General features: G+C 64.0%; 13 protein-coding genes. All 13 read left to right on the top strand.

The window, feature by feature from the left end; all coding sequences use genetic code 11:
• The first annotated feature begins 83 nt into the window (after positions 1-83).
• Positions 84-857, top strand: coding sequence for a glucose-1-phosphate cytidylyltransferase (rfbF, locus tag NGJ21_RS01730; RefSeq protein ID WP_119687558.1), 774 nt, complete (start codon positions 84-86; stop codon positions 855-857).
• The gene (rfbG, locus tag NGJ21_RS01725) at positions 839-1,921 is read left to right on the top strand and encodes a CDP-glucose 4,6-dehydratase (RefSeq protein WP_174142101.1); all 1,083 of its coding nucleotides are present in this window, start codon (positions 839-841) and stop codon (positions 1,919-1,921) included. Before rfbF ends, rfbG begins: the two co-directional genes overlap by 19 nt.
• A complete protein-coding gene (locus NGJ21_RS01720) occupies positions 1,918-2,478 on the top strand; it encodes a dTDP-4-dehydrorhamnose 3,5-epimerase family protein (RefSeq protein ID WP_119687556.1) in 561 nt (186 codons plus the stop codon). Before rfbG ends, NGJ21_RS01720 begins: the two co-directional genes overlap by 4 nt.
• A complete protein-coding gene (locus tag NGJ21_RS01715) occupies positions 2,475-3,698 on the top strand; it encodes a class I SAM-dependent methyltransferase (RefSeq protein WP_119687555.1) in 1,224 nt (407 codons plus the stop codon). Before NGJ21_RS01720 ends, NGJ21_RS01715 begins: the two co-directional genes overlap by 4 nt.
• Positions 3,699-3,703: 5 nt before the next feature.
• A complete protein-coding gene (locus NGJ21_RS01710) occupies positions 3,704-4,561 on the top strand; it encodes an NAD-dependent epimerase/dehydratase family protein (RefSeq protein WP_119687554.1) in 858 nt (285 codons plus the stop codon).
• Positions 4,551-5,636 carry a class I SAM-dependent methyltransferase gene (locus NGJ21_RS01705; RefSeq protein ID WP_251961725.1) on the top strand — a complete coding sequence of 362 codons (1,086 nt, stop codon included), beginning with the start codon at positions 4,551-4,553 and terminating at the stop codon, positions 5,634-5,636. Before NGJ21_RS01710 ends, NGJ21_RS01705 begins: the two co-directional genes overlap by 11 nt.
• Before the next feature lie 6 nt (positions 5,637-5,642).
• Entirely contained in the window at positions 5,643-6,377 is a 735-nt protein-coding gene (locus tag NGJ21_RS01700; protein WP_119687552.1) for a cephalosporin hydroxylase family protein, read from the top strand.
• 54 nt (positions 6,378-6,431) lie between these two features.
• Positions 6,432-9,329 carry a TIGR00180 family glycosyltransferase gene (locus NGJ21_RS01695; protein ID WP_251961724.1) on the top strand — a complete coding sequence of 966 codons (2,898 nt, stop codon included), beginning with the start codon at positions 6,432-6,434 and terminating at the stop codon, positions 9,327-9,329.
• Positions 9,330-9,464: 135 nt separating this feature from the next.
• The gene (gene pseB / locus NGJ21_RS01690) at positions 9,465-10,466 is read left to right on the top strand and encodes a UDP-N-acetylglucosamine 4,6-dehydratase (inverting) (protein WP_119687550.1); all 1,002 of its coding nucleotides are present in this window, start codon (positions 9,465-9,467) and stop codon (positions 10,464-10,466) included.
• Entirely contained in the window at positions 10,463-11,644 is a 1,182-nt protein-coding gene (gene pseC, locus NGJ21_RS01685) for a UDP-4-amino-4,6-dideoxy-N-acetyl-beta-L-altrosamine transaminase (protein WP_251961723.1), read from the top strand. The genes pseB and pseC overlap by 4 nt, the downstream gene beginning before the upstream one ends.
• A complete protein-coding gene (gene pseF, locus NGJ21_RS01680; RefSeq protein ID WP_119687548.1) occupies positions 11,637-12,362 on the top strand; it encodes a pseudaminic acid cytidylyltransferase in 726 nt (241 codons plus the stop codon). The genes pseC and pseF overlap by 8 nt, the downstream gene beginning before the upstream one ends.
• Positions 12,359-13,834, top strand: coding sequence for a UDP-2,4-diacetamido-2,4,6-trideoxy-beta-L-altropyranose hydrolase (gene pseG / locus NGJ21_RS01675; protein ID WP_251961722.1), 1,476 nt, complete (start codon positions 12,359-12,361; stop codon positions 13,832-13,834). Before pseF ends, pseG begins: the two co-directional genes overlap by 4 nt.
• 3 nt (positions 13,835-13,837) lie before the next feature.
• The gene (gene pseI, locus NGJ21_RS01670; RefSeq protein WP_251961721.1) at positions 13,838-14,890 is read left to right on the top strand and encodes a pseudaminic acid synthase; all 1,053 of its coding nucleotides are present in this window, start codon (positions 13,838-13,840) and stop codon (positions 14,888-14,890) included.
• Positions 14,891-14,910 lie beyond the last annotated feature (20 nt).

Raw genomic sequence — 14,910 nt, 5'->3', positions numbered from 1 at the left:
CGTTTCCTGCAAGCCCCCCGTCATATCGCCATAAATCGTGCAGCCACACGACTTATGGCCGGTGACGAACACGAGGGGACGACATGAAGGCGGTAATTCTGGCGGGTGGACTGGGCACGCGTATCAGCGAAGAGTCTCACCTCAAGCCCAAACCCATGATCGAAATCGGTGGGAAGCCAATTCTCTGGCACATCATGAAGCAGTACTCGGCTCACGGCATCCACGACTTCGTGATCTGCCTGGGCTACAAGGGCTACGCGATCAAGGATTTCTTCGCCAACTACTTCCTGCACACCTCGGACGTCACCTTCGACATGCGCGAAAACCGCATGGACGTGCACCAGAACTACAGCGAGCCATGGCGCGTGACCCTGGTCGACACCGGTGAAGAAACCATGACCGGTGGCCGCCTGCGCCGCGCCGCTCGCTACCTTGAGGGCGAAGATGCCTTCTGTTTCACCTACGGGGACGGTGTTTCGGACCTGAACATCGGCGCCCTGGTGGATTTCCACCTGGCCCACGGCAAACTCGCCACCGTTACTGCGGTACAGCCTCCTGGCCGCTACGGCGCGCTGGCACGCGACGGCGACAGCGTCACCGGTTTCGTCGAAAAGCCCCGTGGTGACGGTGGCTGGATCAACGGTGGCTTCTTCGTGCTTTCGCCCAAGGTGCTCGACTACATCGCCAACGATCAGACTTCCTGGGAGTCGGAGCCGCTTGCCTGCCTGGCCGCTGAGTCGCAACTGAACGCCTTTGAGCATGATGGCTTCTGGCATCCAATGGATACGCTGCGTGACAAGAACCATCTGGAACAACTCTGGCAAAGCGGGGAGGCTCCATGGAAGCAGTGGGCCTGAGTCCAGCGTTCTGGCAGGGCAAGCGTGTTCTGCTCACCGGTCACACGGGTTTCAAAGGCAGTTGGCTGGCGCTCTGGTTGCATGAGCTCGGCGCTCAGGTCACAGGCTTCGCGCTGGACCCTGGCACCGAACCAAGCCTGTTCGAACTTGCCCAGGTCGGCAGCGACATTGCCGACGTGCGCGGCGACCTGCGCGACCTCGGCGCGCTGCTTGAAGCTGTGGCCCAGGCCCAGCCGGAAATCGTCCTGCACCTGGCGGCTCAGCCACTGGTGCGCGAGGCCTACCGTGACCCGCTAGGTACCTATTCCAGCAACGTGATGGGCACCCTTAACCTGCTTGAAGCGGTGCGCCAGGTTGGCGGGGTGCGTGCGTGCGTCCTGGTCACCACCGACAAGGTCTATGCCAACCAGGAATGGCCCTGGCCGTACCGCGAGAACGAGGCCCTGGGCGGGCATGACCCGTACAGCAGCAGCAAGGCCTGCTGCGAGCTGCTGGCGCAGTCCTATGCCGCGTCATTCTTCCCGGCCGCCGAGCACGCAGAACATGGCGTGGCCCTGGCCACCGCGCGCGCCGGCAACGTGCTGGGCGGTGGAGACTTTGCCGCAGAGCGGCTTGTACCCGATGTGCTCAAGGCTTGGTCGGCCGGGTCGCCGGTCACCCTGCGCTACCCGCAGGCCGTGCGCCCCTGGCAGCACGCCCTGGAACCGCTGGCCGGCTACCTGCAGTTGGCCGAGCGCCTGTATACCCAGGGGCCGGCCTGCGCCGGTGCGTGGAACTTCGGCCCGAGCGAAGGCGACATGTGCAGCGTCGGTGAGGTGGTCGACCGCCTGGCCCGGCAATGGCCGCAGGCACCAGGGGTGCGGGTCGAGCCAAGCGAGTTGCATGAAGCCGGGTTGCTACGCCTGGACAGCTCTCGCGCCCGCCAGGTGCTGGGCTGGCGTACACGCTGGTCGTTGCACGAATGCCTGCAGCACACGCTCGACTGGCACCTGGCGTGGCAGCGTGGCGACAACATGCGCGCCGTCACGCTGCACCAGCTGAACCTGTACACGGAGTTGCCGTGACTGATCTGCTGCTGCAAGCCTTGCCACTGGGTGGCCTGTTCAGTGTCCAGCACAAGCGCCATGGCGATGCCCGCGGGCAGTTCGCGCGGCTGTTCTGCGAATCCAGCCTGGGCGCCCTGGGTGCGCCGTTCCATGTGCGCCAGATCAACCACTCGCACACTCAGGGCTCAGGTAGCGTACGTGGCCTGCACTACCAGACCGGCGACACCCCGGAGGCCAAGCTGATCACCTGCCTGCGCGGTGAGGTGTGGGACGTGGCAGTGGACCTTCGCGAAGGCTCGCCAACCTTCCTGCACTGGCACGCCGAGCACTTGCGGGCCGGCGATGGCCGCAGCCTGTTGATACCGGCCGGCTTTGCCCATGGTTTCCAGGTGCTGAGCGAGGATGCCGAGCTGCTTTACCTGCACAGTGCCGACTATGCGCCGGGCCGCGAAGGCGGGCTGTCGGTACTCGATCCGAAATTGGCCATCTGTTGGCCGCTCGCTGTCAAGAATCTGTCGGCCCGGGATGCCGCTCATCCCTGGCTGGACCTGTCGTTTACCGGAGTGCGTCCATGAACTGCCGTGGCTGTGGTACCTGCCTGAGCCTGCCCCTGATCGACCTTGGCACTGCGCCGCCGTCCAACGCCTACCTGCGCGCTGACCAACTGGCCGCGGCCGAGGCCTGGGTGCCGCTTAAAGTGGCGGTGTGTGAGCAGTGCTGGCTGGTGCAGACCGAGGATTACACCCGCGCCGAGACGCTGTTCGATGCCGACTATGCGTATTTCAGCTCCTATTCCAGTTCGTGGCTGGCCCATGCCCGCGACTATGTCGGGCAGATGGTCGAGCGTTTCGGCCTGAACGGCGAGAGCCGGGTGGTGGAAATCGCCGCCAATGACGGTTATCTGTTGCAGTATGTGGCCGAGCGCGGCATTCCGTGCCTAGGTGTCGAACCCACCCGAAGCACTGCGCAGGCGGCCCGGGAGAAAGGGCTGCAGATTCGTGAGGTGTTCTTCGGCGAACAGGCCGCCCGTGACCTGGCGAGTGAAGGTTGGTCGGCTGACCTGATGGCCGCCAACAACGTGCTCGCCCACGTGCCGGACATCAACGATTTTCTGCGCGGTTTCGCGACCCTGCTCAAAGCCGATGGTGTGGCCACTTTCGAGTTTCCGCACCTGCTGCGCCTGATGGCCGAGCAGCAGTTCGATACCCTTTACCATGAGCACTACTCCTACCTGTCGCTTACGGCGGTCAACACGCTCTGTGCTCGCAACGGCCTGGTGATCTTCGATGTCAGCGAATTGCCGACCCATGGCGGATCGTTGCGGGTTTTCGTGCAGCGCGCCGATGGCCCGCGCCCACGCCAGGCCAGTGTCGACGACCTGCTTGGCATCGAGGCGCGGGTCGGTGTCAGCACGGCGGCGTTCTACAGCACCCTTGCACCGGCGGCGCAGCGGATCAAGCACCAGCTGCTGCGCTTCCTGTTGCAGGCCAAGGCCGAAGGCAAGCGAGTGGTTGGCTATGGCGCCGCAGCAAAGGGCAACACCCTGTTCAACTACGCAGGCGTGAAGCCCGACCTGCTGGCCTGGGTGGCCGACGCCAACCCGCACAAGCAGGGCAAGTTCCTGCCGGGCAGCCGAATTCCCGTGGTCGCCCCCGAGCGCCTGGCCATCGAGCGGCCGGACTATGTGCTGGTACTGCCGTGGAACCTGCTCAAGGAAGTCAGCGAGCAGCAGGCGCACATCCGCAAATGGGGCGGGCGCTTTGTGATCGCCGTGCCTGAGCTGACCGTCCTGTGACCGCGATGAAGGTGCTTGTCACCGGTGCCACAGGCTTTGTTGGCCGGCATCTGGTCGCCGCCTTGCTGGCGCGCGGGTACCGGGTGCGTGCGCTGGCACGTCGTCTGGAGCCGGCTCAAGCCATGCCGTGGTTCGGCCAGGTCGATTTCGTCGGCGCCGATCTGCATGACCCGCAGCTGGACGTCAATCAGTTGTGCGACGGCATCGATGCGCTGGTGCACCTGGCCTGGCCAGGCCTGCCGAATTATCAAGGGCTGTTCCACCTGGAGCGCAACTTGATGGCTGACTATGCCTTCATCAAGCGTGCCGTCGCAGCCGGTGTCGGCCAGGTGCAGGTGGCCGGCACCTGTTTCGAATATGGCCTGCGCAATGGCGCGCTGGACGAGGCGCTGGACTGCCAGCCGGCCAACCCTTATGGGCTGGCCAAGCACAGCTTGCGCCTGTTCCTCGAAAGCCTGGCCCGCCAGCAACCGTTCAACCTGCAGTGGGTGCGCTTGTTCTACCTGTTTGGCGAGGGGCAAAACCCAGGCAGCCTGCTGGCAGCCTTGGACCGCGCAATCGACCAGGGGCAGCCGCATTTCGACATGTCAGGTGGCGAGCAACTGCGCGACTACCTTGCCATCGAAAGCGCCAGTACATACCTGGCCGACCTGCTCGGGCAGCGCGATTTCAGCGGCGTGGTCAATTGCTGCAGCGGCCAGCCGATATCGGTACGCAAGCTGGTGGAAGCCCGCATCGCCGAGCGCAACGCCACCCTTGCGCTGAATCTTGGCCATTACCCTTATCCTGCCCACGAACCCATGGCGTTCTGGGGCGATGCCCGCAAGTTGCAGGCTCTGCTGGGAGCACGCCATGAAACATGAGTTGTATCGCGCTACCGGCCTGCCGGTGCTGCAGAACCGCACATTCGCCGATGCCCAGTCGGCCCGTACCTCTGCCTGCGCCGAGATGCGTCTGGTGCAGGACAGCCGCACCGGGTTGGTCTACAACGACGCTTTCGATGCCGACAAGCTCAGCTACGACAGCGACTATCAGAACGAGCAGGCGCATTCGGCGCGCTTCCAGCGCCACCTGGACGATGTCGAAGGTGTCATCGCCCGCCACTTCAGGGGCCAGCGCCTGATCGAAGTGGGCTGTGGCAAAGGCTGGTTCCTCGAACTGTTGCGCGAGCGCGGCTATGCCGTCACCGGCATCGACCCTGCCTACGAGGGCGACAACCCGGACGTGGTCAAAGCGCCCTTCACCCGTGAGTTGAACCGCCAGGCCGAAGCCATCGTGTTGCGCCATGTGCTCGAGCACATTCAGGACCCGGTCACGTTCCTTGCCGCCATCGCCGATGCCAACGGCGGGGCAGGGCAGATATACATCGAAGTGCCCTGCCTGGACTGGATCATCGAGCACAAGGCCTGGTTTGACCTGTTCTACGAGCATGTCAATTACTTCCGCCTGGCCGACCTGCGCCGCTTGTTCGGTACGGTCGCCGAGGCCGGTCACCTGTTCGATGGCCAGTACCTGTACATCGTTGCCGACCTTGCCAGCCTGCGCACCACGCTCGAGCCCGTGCCGCCGCTGTCGTTGCCGGCAGATTTCAGTGCCAGCCTGCAGCATGCCGCACGTCTGGTGCGCCGCGATGCCGGACGTGGTTCGGCGATCTGGGGCGCATCGTCCAAGGGCGTGATCTATTCGCTGTTCCTGCAGCGTGCCGGGGCTCCGGTGGACCAGGTTATCGACATCAATCCTGCCAAGCAGGGTCGCTACCTGCCGTTAAGTGGCGCGCGGGTGTCATCGCCGCAAGAGGCGATGCAAAGCCTGCCGGATGGCGCCCACCTGTTCGTGATGAATTCCAATTACCTCGAGGAAATCCGCCGCATGACCGATGGCCGTTTTGTCTATCACGCCGTCGACAATGCCGATTTCACCGACCAGCCAACCGAGTAAAGAACCATGACCGACACGCCGATCAAAGCCTTCGAAGCCGAGTGCAACGCGCAGATCGCCTCCCAGGGCGAAGACAAGGAGCTGCAGCAACTGTCTCGCGACTTCTTCAACAAGTCCGCCGAGCACAAGTACAGCTACCATTTTTCGTGGATGGGCCGGCCGATCATCCAGTTGCCCCAGGACATGATGGCGATGCAGGAGATCGTCTGGCAGGTCAAGCCTGACCTGATCATCGAGTGCGGCATCGCTCACGGCGGTTCGATCCTCTACTACGCCTCCCTGCTGGAGCTGCAGGGCCATGGCGAAGTGCTTGGCATCGACATCGACATCCGCCCGCACAACCGCCAGGCCATCGAGGCGCACCCGATGAGCAAGCGCGTGCGCATGATCGAAGGCTCGAGCATCGATGCCGAGATCGCCGGGCAGGTCAGGGCGCTCGCCGAAGGCAAGAAGGTCATCCTGGTGCTCGACTCCAACCACACGCATGAGCACGTGCTCAAGGAGCTGGAGCTGTATGCGCCGCTGGTGGCCGTGGGCAGTTACTGCGTGGTGATGGACACCGTGGTCGAGGACATGCCGGCAGACTTCTTCCCCGATCGCCCGTGGGGGCCTGGCGACAACCCCAAGACCGCAGTTTGGGAATACCTCAAGGGTAACGACAGCTTCGAAATCGACTATCAGCTGCAGAACAAGCTGCTGGTCACCGTGGCACCGGACGGCTACCTGCGCCGGGTTCGCTGAGACATTCAACAGAGTTCGATTTCTTCGGCGGCAACGCCAATGGTGGGTAAGACTATGCAAGGCAATTTCTCGGCAGACCAGGCAGCCACACTGCGCGAGCGGTTCACGCTGGTATTGATGACGCACAACCGGCCGGCGTTCCTGCAGCGCACGCTGCAGTATTACAGCGGCTATCGGTGCTCGATCCTCGTGCTGGATTCCTCGGGCGAATCGGCCGAGGTGATGGCCGCGCAGTACCCCGGCGTCGAGTACCTGCACCTGCCACAGTTTTCCTACCAGGGCTTCCAGGCCAAGCTGGCCTATGGCGTGGGCCGGGTGAACACGCCGTTCATGGCCTTCGCCGCTGATGACGATTTCCTGCTGTACGACGGGCTGAACCAGTCGCTGGACTTCCTTGAGGCCAACCCCGATTACGGCCTGTGCCATGGCTACTGTCTGAACTACCTGGCCGAAGCCACCCAGGTGAAGTACTACCGGCGTAACAAGAAGGTCCGTGAGGACTACAACGCTCCGCGCGCTGAACAGCGCCTGCTGGACTACATGGGTGAGTTCATCCCGCCCTTCTTCGCTGTCACCCGCACTGCATTGCTGCGCCAGTGGTTTGAGCTGCTGCCCGAGGGCACGAGCTTCGAGTGGCAGGAAATCGGCCACGCGTACTTCCTGCTGACCAACGCCAAAGCGCGGATCCTGCCAATCCCCTACGCGGTACGTGAAACCAACTACGGTGTCTCCGAGCATCAGACCGAGGTCATTCATGTGCTGGCCTTCACCGACGCCAAGTCGGTGGCCGAGCGCGAACAGTTTGCCGACTTCCTTGCCGGCCTGCCGACCGCCATCGAGGGGCTGGACCATGAGGCGCGGCGCCAGCTGGCCCTGGACAGCTTTGCAGTCACTGCCGAGGGGCTGTTCAAAGGCCGGGCGATGACCCTGGAGCTGATCTGGGAGTCAAGCTGGACCGACCCGCTGAACCCGCCGGTGCGTACCTTCCAGCCGTCCCAGTACGTGGAAATGCCGTTCTACAACCAGGCATTCTTCGATCAGCTTACGGCACTGGAGTTTCTGATCCATGCCATGCCGGCCGGGCGCCTGCAGTTGCAGCAACTGGAGCCGCTGCTATTGCGCCAGGAACAGCTGCTGCTGGCACAGCCCAGCGACACTTCGGGCACCGTACGTACCCGCTTGTGGGAGGCACTGCAGTGCAACGCGTTCAACCGTGAGGTGGTGCGGCACCTGGCCGGACACCTGCGTGACAGTGATGAGGCCGAGGAGAGCGAGGCGCTGTTCGCTTGGCTGGCACGGCTTGAAGGCGTATTGAAGCAAAGCGGTCGCGAACTGCTTGGGAGCATGCATTCGGGTCGCCTGCTCGACTGGCTGGAGGCGCGCAAGCCGGACACCGCCGCGCTAGCGGCGGTCAACGAGCACCTGGCGCTGCATCAGGGTGGTCCGCAGTTCGGCATCCTGCTGTTGGACCTGGACAACAACATGGCCAAGCTCCAGGACACGTTCGACAGCCTGCTGGGCGGCCTGAGCAAGGCGTTCCGGATCATGGTCTTCACCACAGGCGAGCCGCCTGTGGCCACCTCGCTGCAGAACACCCTGCATTTCATCAAGGTCAGCCGAGAAGACTACGTCGAGCGGATCAACCAGATCGCCCGGCAGACGGCCTGCGAATGGCTGTTGCTGGCTGATGCGGGTGACCGTTTCACCGCCACCGGTCTTTTGCGCGCCAGCCTCGAGCTGCTGAACGCTCCCGATTGCCGAGCGGTCGCGGTAGACGAGATCCAGCAACAGGCCGATGGTGCCTGGCGAGAGCTGCTGCGCCCGGGAGTAAACCTGGACCTGCTGCAGGCCAATCCCGCGCTGATGGCACGCCATTGGCTGCTGCGTCGGGAGGTGCTGGTGGAGGCGGGTGGCTTCGATAAGGACTTTGCCGAGGCATTGGAGTTCGACCTGCTGCTGCGCCTGATCGAGCAGGGCGGCCTCAACGGGCTGGCCCATCTCGACGAGCCGATGCTGATCACCCCGGCACCGCAGGCCAAGGACAGCGAGCATGCCCGCCAGGCCTTGATGCGACACTTGGCCGGCCGTGGCTACAAGGCCCAGGTCAGTACGCCGCTGCCTGGCACCTTGCGTATCGACTACAGGCATGTCGAGCGGCCGCTGGTGAGCATCGTGCTGCGCAGCGAGGACAATCTGGACGAACTGCAGCGCTGCCTGAAGAGCATCCTGCAGCGCACTCGCTATGCGCGCTACGAGGTACTGATCGCCGACAACGCCAGTCAGTCACCGCAGTTGCTCGAATGGCTGGCGCAGCAGCAAGTTGGCAAGGTGCGCGTGCTGCAAAGTGCCGAGCGCCTGAGCGCGGCAGCGCTGTGCAACGCTGCCAGTGCCGAGGCCAAGGGGCAATACCTGATATTGCTGGCGGCGGACGCCGAAGTGGTCAATGCCAACTGGATCGAAGCGTTGCTCAACCAGGCGCAGCGTCCAGAAGTAGGCGTGGTCGGTGCCAAGCTGCTCGATATTGACGGCAAGCTTGCCCAGGCGGGCTTGCTGCTGGACGCCGAAGGCGTAGTTGCGCCAGCTTTTGCCGGTGAGGCCGCAAATGCCGTGGGTTACCTGAATCGGCTGGCGGTCGAGCAGAACTGCCCAGCGGTCTCGGCGAGCTGCCTGATGGTCCGTAGCGAAGTCTTCCGTGCTCTGGAGGGGCTCGACGAAACCACGTTCGCCCATGCCCATGGTGATGTCGACCTGTGCCTGAAAGCAGCCGCGGCCGGCCTGCTGACAGTCTGGACGCCACAGGTGCAGGTGATTCACCCCGGCGTGGTCGCCAAGGACGAGGCGGCGCTGGCGGCATTGCGCGCCAAATGGTCGGCGCAGTGGCAAGGTACAGTCCAAAGCCAGGTGCTTGCCCCCGGCAAGGCGGCGCTGGACTGGGCCGGGCTGATCGCCTGACGCAGCACTGGCCTGCATCTTGCTTCGAGCTGGTTCATTGGGGGCGCGAGTCAGAAATCTGTACGCTGTGCGCCCTGCCTTACAGTGCAATCGGGCGCCTTCGTCAGCTGACGGCGCCGCCCCTAGGAACCAGGTATGTTCGACGACAAGTCCATTTTCATCTCCGGGGGGACCGGGTCGTTCGGGCGCCGCTTCATCGAGCGGTTGCTTGAGCGCTACCGCCCGCGGCGCGTCGTGGTGTTCTCCCGCGACGAGTTGAAACAGTATGAGATGCAGCAGCGTTTCAACGCGCCGTGCATGCGCTATTTCCTGGGCGATGTCCGTGATGCCGAGCGCGTGCGCCAGGCCATGCGCGGTATCGACTATGTGGTTCATGCCGCCGCGCTCAAGCATGTGCCCGCGGCCGAATACAACCCCACCGAATGCATCCGCACCAACGTCAATGGTGCCGAAAACATCATCGCCGCGGCGATCGAGAATGGCGTGCAGAAGGTCGTCGCACTGTCCACCGACAAGGCGGCCAGCCCGATCAACCTGTATGGTGCGACCAAGCTGCTGTCCGACAAGCTGTTCGTGGCCGCCAACAATTTTGCCGGCCAACAGGACACCCGCTTTGCGGTTGTGCGCTATGGCAATGTGGCGGGCTCCCGGGGCTCGGTGGTGCCATTCTTCAAGCGCCTGATCGAGGAGGGTGCCCACGAGCTCCCCGTCACTGACCCGCGGATGACGCGCTTCTGGATCACCCTCGACCATGGCGTACAGTTCGTGCTCGACAGCTTTGCCCGCATGCACGGGGGGGAAGTGTTCGTGCCCAAGATCCCATCCATTCGCATCGTCGACCTGGCGCGCGGCATGGCCGGGCACTTGCCGCAGAACGTGGTCGGCATCCGCCCGGGGGAAAAGCTGCACGAACTGATGATCCCGCTGGACGATGCGCGGATGACCCTTGAGTTTGGTGATCATTTCACCATCGTTCCGTCGATCCGCTTCAACCATACGGATGTGGATTTTGCGATCGATTGCGTGGGTGAAACCGGGCGCTGGGTTGCCGAGGACTTCGAGTACCGTTCCGATACCAATCCCGCCTTCCTCACCGTGGACCAGCTGGCAGACCTGCACGCAGGCTTGCCAGCATGATCCCCTATGCTCGGCAGAGCATCGATCAGGCGGATATCGCCGCGGTCGTAGAGGTGCTGCAGTCCGACTGGCTGACTCAGGGGCCACTGATCGAGCACTTCGAGCAGGCTATGGCCCAGCGTTGTGGCGCAACGCACGCGGTAGCTGTGTGCAACGCCACTGCGGGGCTGCACCTTGCCTGCCTCGCCGCTGGCCTGGGGAGCGGGGACTGGCTATGGACCAGCCCCATCAGTTTTGTCGCATCAGCCAACTGTGGGCGCTACTGCGGCGCCGGTGTCGATTTCGTCGATATCGACCCGCACACCTGGACTATCGACGCCCAGGCACTTGCGCTGAAACTCGAGCAGGCCGCCCGGGAGGGGCGCCTGCCCAAGGTAGTAGTCGCCGTGGCCTTTGCCGGGCAAAGCGCCGACATGCGTTCGATCGCGGTGCTGGCCCGGCAGTATGGCTTTACCCTTATCGAGGACGCTGCCCACGCGGTCGGCGCACGTTACGCGGGCAAGCCGGTCGGCTGTGGCGAATATGCCGACATGACGGTGTTCAGCTTTCACCCGGTAAAGATCATCACCACGGCCGAGGGCGGCATGGTGCTTACCGCGCGTGCGGATCTGGCCGCGCGTTTGCGCAGGCTGCGCAGTCACGGGATCAGCCGTGACCCGGGCCAAATGACCGAAGAAAGCCATGGTGCCTGGTACTACCAGCAACTTGAACTGGGCTTCAACTATCGCATCACCGACCTGCAAGCTGCCCTGGGGCTGTCTCAACTGACCCGGCTGGATGCGTTCCTTGCCCGTCGCCGCGAGTTGGCGGCTCGCTATCAGCGCTTGCTGGCGCACCTGCCCGTGAGCGTCCAGGCACCTCAGCAGGATGCCGAGTCCGCCTGGCATCTGTTCGTGGTGCGCCTTGAGTGTGATCGTATCCTGCGTTCACACCGGGAGATTTTCGATGGGATGCGGGCTGCAGGAGTTGGGGTCAACCTTCATTACATTCCCATTCACCTGCAACCCTATTACCGCGACCTGGGCTTCAAACAGGGTGATTTTCCGCAGGCCGAAAGTTACTACGCACAAGCCCTGAGCCTGCCAATGTACCCGCAGCTGACTGACGCTCAGCAGGATCAAGTGATCGCCAGCCTGTGCGGGTTGCTGAAGTTGCCGGTGGGCTGCGTGAATGCCTGAGCGAATGGAAACCAACGTCGCGATCATCCCGGCCCGTGGAGGCAGCAAACGGATCCCTGGCAAGAACCTCAAGATGTTCGCCGGGCTGCCGATCATTGCCCACTCGATCCAAGTGGCACTGGCCAGTGGCTTGTTCGAACAGGTGGTGGTCAGCACCGACGACCCTGAAATAGAGGCGGTGGCACGGGAATACGGTGCGCAGGTGCCGTTCCGTCGGCCGGCGCACCTGGCTGACGATCATGCCACCACCCAGGCTGTGGTCAGCCACGCCCTGCAGGCACTGGCCAGCCAGGGCCATGTCCTGACCCATGCCTGTTGCATCTACGCCACTGCGCCTTTCGTGCAGCAGCGTTACTTGCAGCAGGGGTTGGCGTTGTTGCGGCAACACCCTGAGCGCTCTTTCGCCTTTTCGGTGAGCAGCTTCGGTTTCCCGGTACAGCGGGCGCTGTCGCTCGACGATCAGGGTGCGCTTGTGCCTCTGTACCCACAGTATCGTGAGACCCGGTCTCAGGACCTTGCACCGGCCTATCAGGATGCTGGCCAGTTTTACTGGGGGCGGGTGCAGGCCTGGTTGCAGAACGAGGCCCTTCATTCCGAGCGGAGTTTGCCAGTGATCATCCCCCGGCATCTGGTTCAGGACATCGACAGCGAGGAAGACTGGTTGCGCGCGCAGTACCTGTACGCAGCGCTCAAAGCTGGCGGGGAGCTGGCGCCATGAAGGTGCTGGTACGTGCTGATGCCTCTTCATCGATTGGCGTCGGCCACACGGCGCGCTGCCTGACGCTGGGCAAAGCCCTCCGAGAGCTCGGTGCGCAGGTGAGCTTTGCCTGTTGCCTGCTTGACGGTCATCGCCGCGCCGCCATCGAGCAGGAGGGTTTCAAGGTCTTTGCATGGCCGCAGCGCGAGGAAAAACCGGGCATCGAACCCTGGGCCGCGGATATCGCGGCGCTGCGTGATGTGCTGCCGGCACAGGCCCGATTCGACTGGCTAATCGTCGATCATTACGCCTTGGACGCCCGCTGGGAGCAGGCAGCCCGGGCGTTCGCCCGGCGCATCGCGGTCATCGATGACCTGGCTGATCGTGATCATGCCGCCGACCTGCTGCTGGATCAGAATTTCAGTGCCAGCGAGGCGCTCTACGCGCCGCGGCTGGCAACGGAGTGCCGGCGCTTGCTGGGGCCACGCTATGCGCTGGTGGGGCCGGCGTTTCAGGGGGCGGCGATATCGCCGCCCCTGCAGGCACGAAGGGTGCTGGTGAGTTTCGGTGGCTTCGATGTGGCTGGCATGCTGCCCAGGACCTTGCAGGCGCTGTCCGGGCTGGAAGGGTTGCAGGTCACCTGCATCGCTGGGCTCGGGCATCGGCAGGGTGAGCTGCTGGCCCAGTTGTGCGACGCGCGGGCGGGTTGGGAGCTGCATGACTATGTCGACGATCTGCCAATGCGGATGGTTGCGGCAGACTTGTTCATCGGCGCCGGCGGCGGTACTACCTGGGAGCGCGCCGCGCTGGGCTTGCCGAGCCTGTGCGTGAGCGTGGCAGACAACCAGCGGGCCAATGCCCAGGCCATGGCTCGGGCGGGCATGCACCTTTACCTGGGGGAGGCTGGGCAGGTCCAGGTGCCTGCGCTGCGCCAGGCGATTGCCCTGTTGCTGAGCAATCAGGCACTGCGCCAGAGCTTCGCCGAGCGCAGTCGGGCACTGGTCGATGGCCTGGGGGCGCAGCGGGTGGCGGTGGCCTTGCTGGGGGAAGGGCTTGCGCTACGTCCGGCTCGCAGTGAAGACGCGCGGCTGTTGTTCGACGGGCGCAACGCGCCCGAGGTACGGCGCCGTTCGCAGCAGTCGCGGGAGCTGGACTGGGCGGGGCATCTGGCCTGGCTGGCTGCTACGCTGGCTGATCGGCAGCGTTTGCTGCTGATCGCCGAGACAGGCGACGGGCCGGTGGGCTGTGTTCGCTACGACCGCTTGCCCGGGCAGCGGGCGAAGGTGTCGTTGTATCTCTTCGCGGGGCGTTGCGGGCTGGGTTGGGGCAGAGCGTTGCTCGCCCGTGGCGAGGCCTGCGTGCGTGAGTTCTGGCCGGACCTGCGTGCGATCGAGGCCCAGGTGCTGCCCGACAATCAGGCGTCATTGCAATTATTCGCGGGTGCCGGCTTCGCTCAGTCGCCGTGCTCGTTCGAGCGGGTATTCCAGGAGTAGCCCATGAACAGATTCAACATCGGGCACCGCTGTGTCGGCCCGGACCAGCCACCGCTGGTGATCGCGGAGATGAGTGGCAATCACAACCAGTCGCTGGCCCGGGCACTGGAGATCGTCGAAGCGGCCGCCGCCGCCGGCGCCCATGCGCTGAAGCTGCAGACCTACACTGCCGACACCATGACCCTGGACCTGGCGCATGGTGAGTTTTTCATCGCCGACCCGACCAGCCTCTGGTCTGGCTCATCGCTGTATGCGCTGTATGAAAAGGCCCATACCCCCTGGGAGTGGCACCCAGCGATCTTCGAGCGCGCTCGTGAGCTGGGCATGCTGGTGTTCTCCACGCCGTTCGACGAAACGTCGGTGGATTTCCTCGAAAGCCTGGATGTGCCGGCCTACAAGATCGCCAGCTTCGAGAACACCGATCTGCCGCTGATACGCAAAGTGGCGGCCACTGGTAAACCTATGATCATTTCCACCGGCATGGCCAGCCTCGCGGAACTCGAACGTACCGTGCGGGTGGCGCGCGAAGGAGGGTGTCGCGACCTGGTGCTGCTCAAGTGCACCAGTACCTACCCGGCCAGCCCGCAGAACAGCAACGTACTGACCATCCCGCACATGCGCGAGCTCTTCGGTTGTCAGGTCGGGCTGTCGGATCACTCCATGGGGGTGGGGGTTGCCGTGGCGGCAGTGGCCCTGGGGGCGACGGTGGTGGAAAAGCACTTCACGCTTGACCGTGCCGATGGCGGCGTGGATGCGGCATTTTCCCTGGAACCCCAGGAAATGGCAGCGCTGGTGCTGGAAACCGAGCGTGCCTGGCAGTCGCTGGGGCGGGTGCACTATGGCGCGACCCAGGCCGAGGAGGCCTCGCGGCGTTTCCGCCGCTCGCTGTATGTAGTGCGTGACATGGCTGCTGGCGAGGTCTTCGACCGTAGCAACGTGCGCGCCATCCGCCCAGGTTTGGGGCTGGCGCCAGGCCATCTCGATGCGGTGCTTGGCCGCAAGGCCAGGCAACCACTCAAGCGCGGTACGCCCCTGGACTGGCAACTGCTCGACTGAAAGTTGGCTCCAGCCGGGGC

Source organism: Pseudomonas sp. Marseille-Q5299 (assembly GCF_943737035.1).
Classification (GTDB): Bacteria; Pseudomonadota; Gammaproteobacteria; order Pseudomonadales; family Pseudomonadaceae; genus Aquipseudomonas; species Aquipseudomonas putida_E.
Note: the sequence above shows the minus strand (reverse complement) of the source record. Positions and strands in the feature narration are given on the sequence as shown.

Bases quoted from the DNA above. Each gene is read 5' to 3' on its own strand.
- rfbF (WP_119687558.1), top strand. From the start codon at position 84: ATGAAGGCGGTAATTCTGGCGGGTGGACTGGGCACGCGTATCAGCGAA.
- rfbG (WP_174142101.1), top strand. From the start codon at position 839: ATGGAAGCAGTGGGCCTGAGTCCAGCGTTCTGGCAGGGCAAGCGTGTT.
- NGJ21_RS01715 (WP_119687555.1), top strand. From the start codon at position 2,475: ATGAACTGCCGTGGCTGTGGTACCTGCCTGAGCCTGCCCCTGATCGAC.
- NGJ21_RS01710 (WP_119687554.1), top strand. From the start codon at position 3,704: ATGAAGGTGCTTGTCACCGGTGCCACAGGCTTTGTTGGCCGGCATCTG.
- NGJ21_RS01705 (WP_251961725.1), top strand. From the start codon at position 4,551: ATGAAACATGAGTTGTATCGCGCTACCGGCCTGCCGGTGCTGCAGAAC.
- NGJ21_RS01700 (WP_119687552.1), top strand. From the start codon at position 5,643: ATGACCGACACGCCGATCAAAGCCTTCGAAGCCGAGTGCAACGCGCAG.
- NGJ21_RS01695 (WP_251961724.1), top strand. From the start codon at position 6,432: ATGCAAGGCAATTTCTCGGCAGACCAGGCAGCCACACTGCGCGAGCGG.
- pseB (WP_119687550.1), top strand. From the start codon at position 9,465: ATGTTCGACGACAAGTCCATTTTCATCTCCGGGGGGACCGGGTCGTTC.
- pseC (WP_251961723.1), top strand. From the start codon at position 10,463: ATGATCCCCTATGCTCGGCAGAGCATCGATCAGGCGGATATCGCCGCG.
- pseF (WP_119687548.1), top strand. From the start codon at position 11,637: ATGCCTGAGCGAATGGAAACCAACGTCGCGATCATCCCGGCCCGTGGA.
- pseG (WP_251961722.1), top strand. From the start codon at position 12,359: ATGAAGGTGCTGGTACGTGCTGATGCCTCTTCATCGATTGGCGTCGGC.
- pseI (WP_251961721.1), top strand. From the start codon at position 13,838: ATGAACAGATTCAACATCGGGCACCGCTGTGTCGGCCCGGACCAGCCA.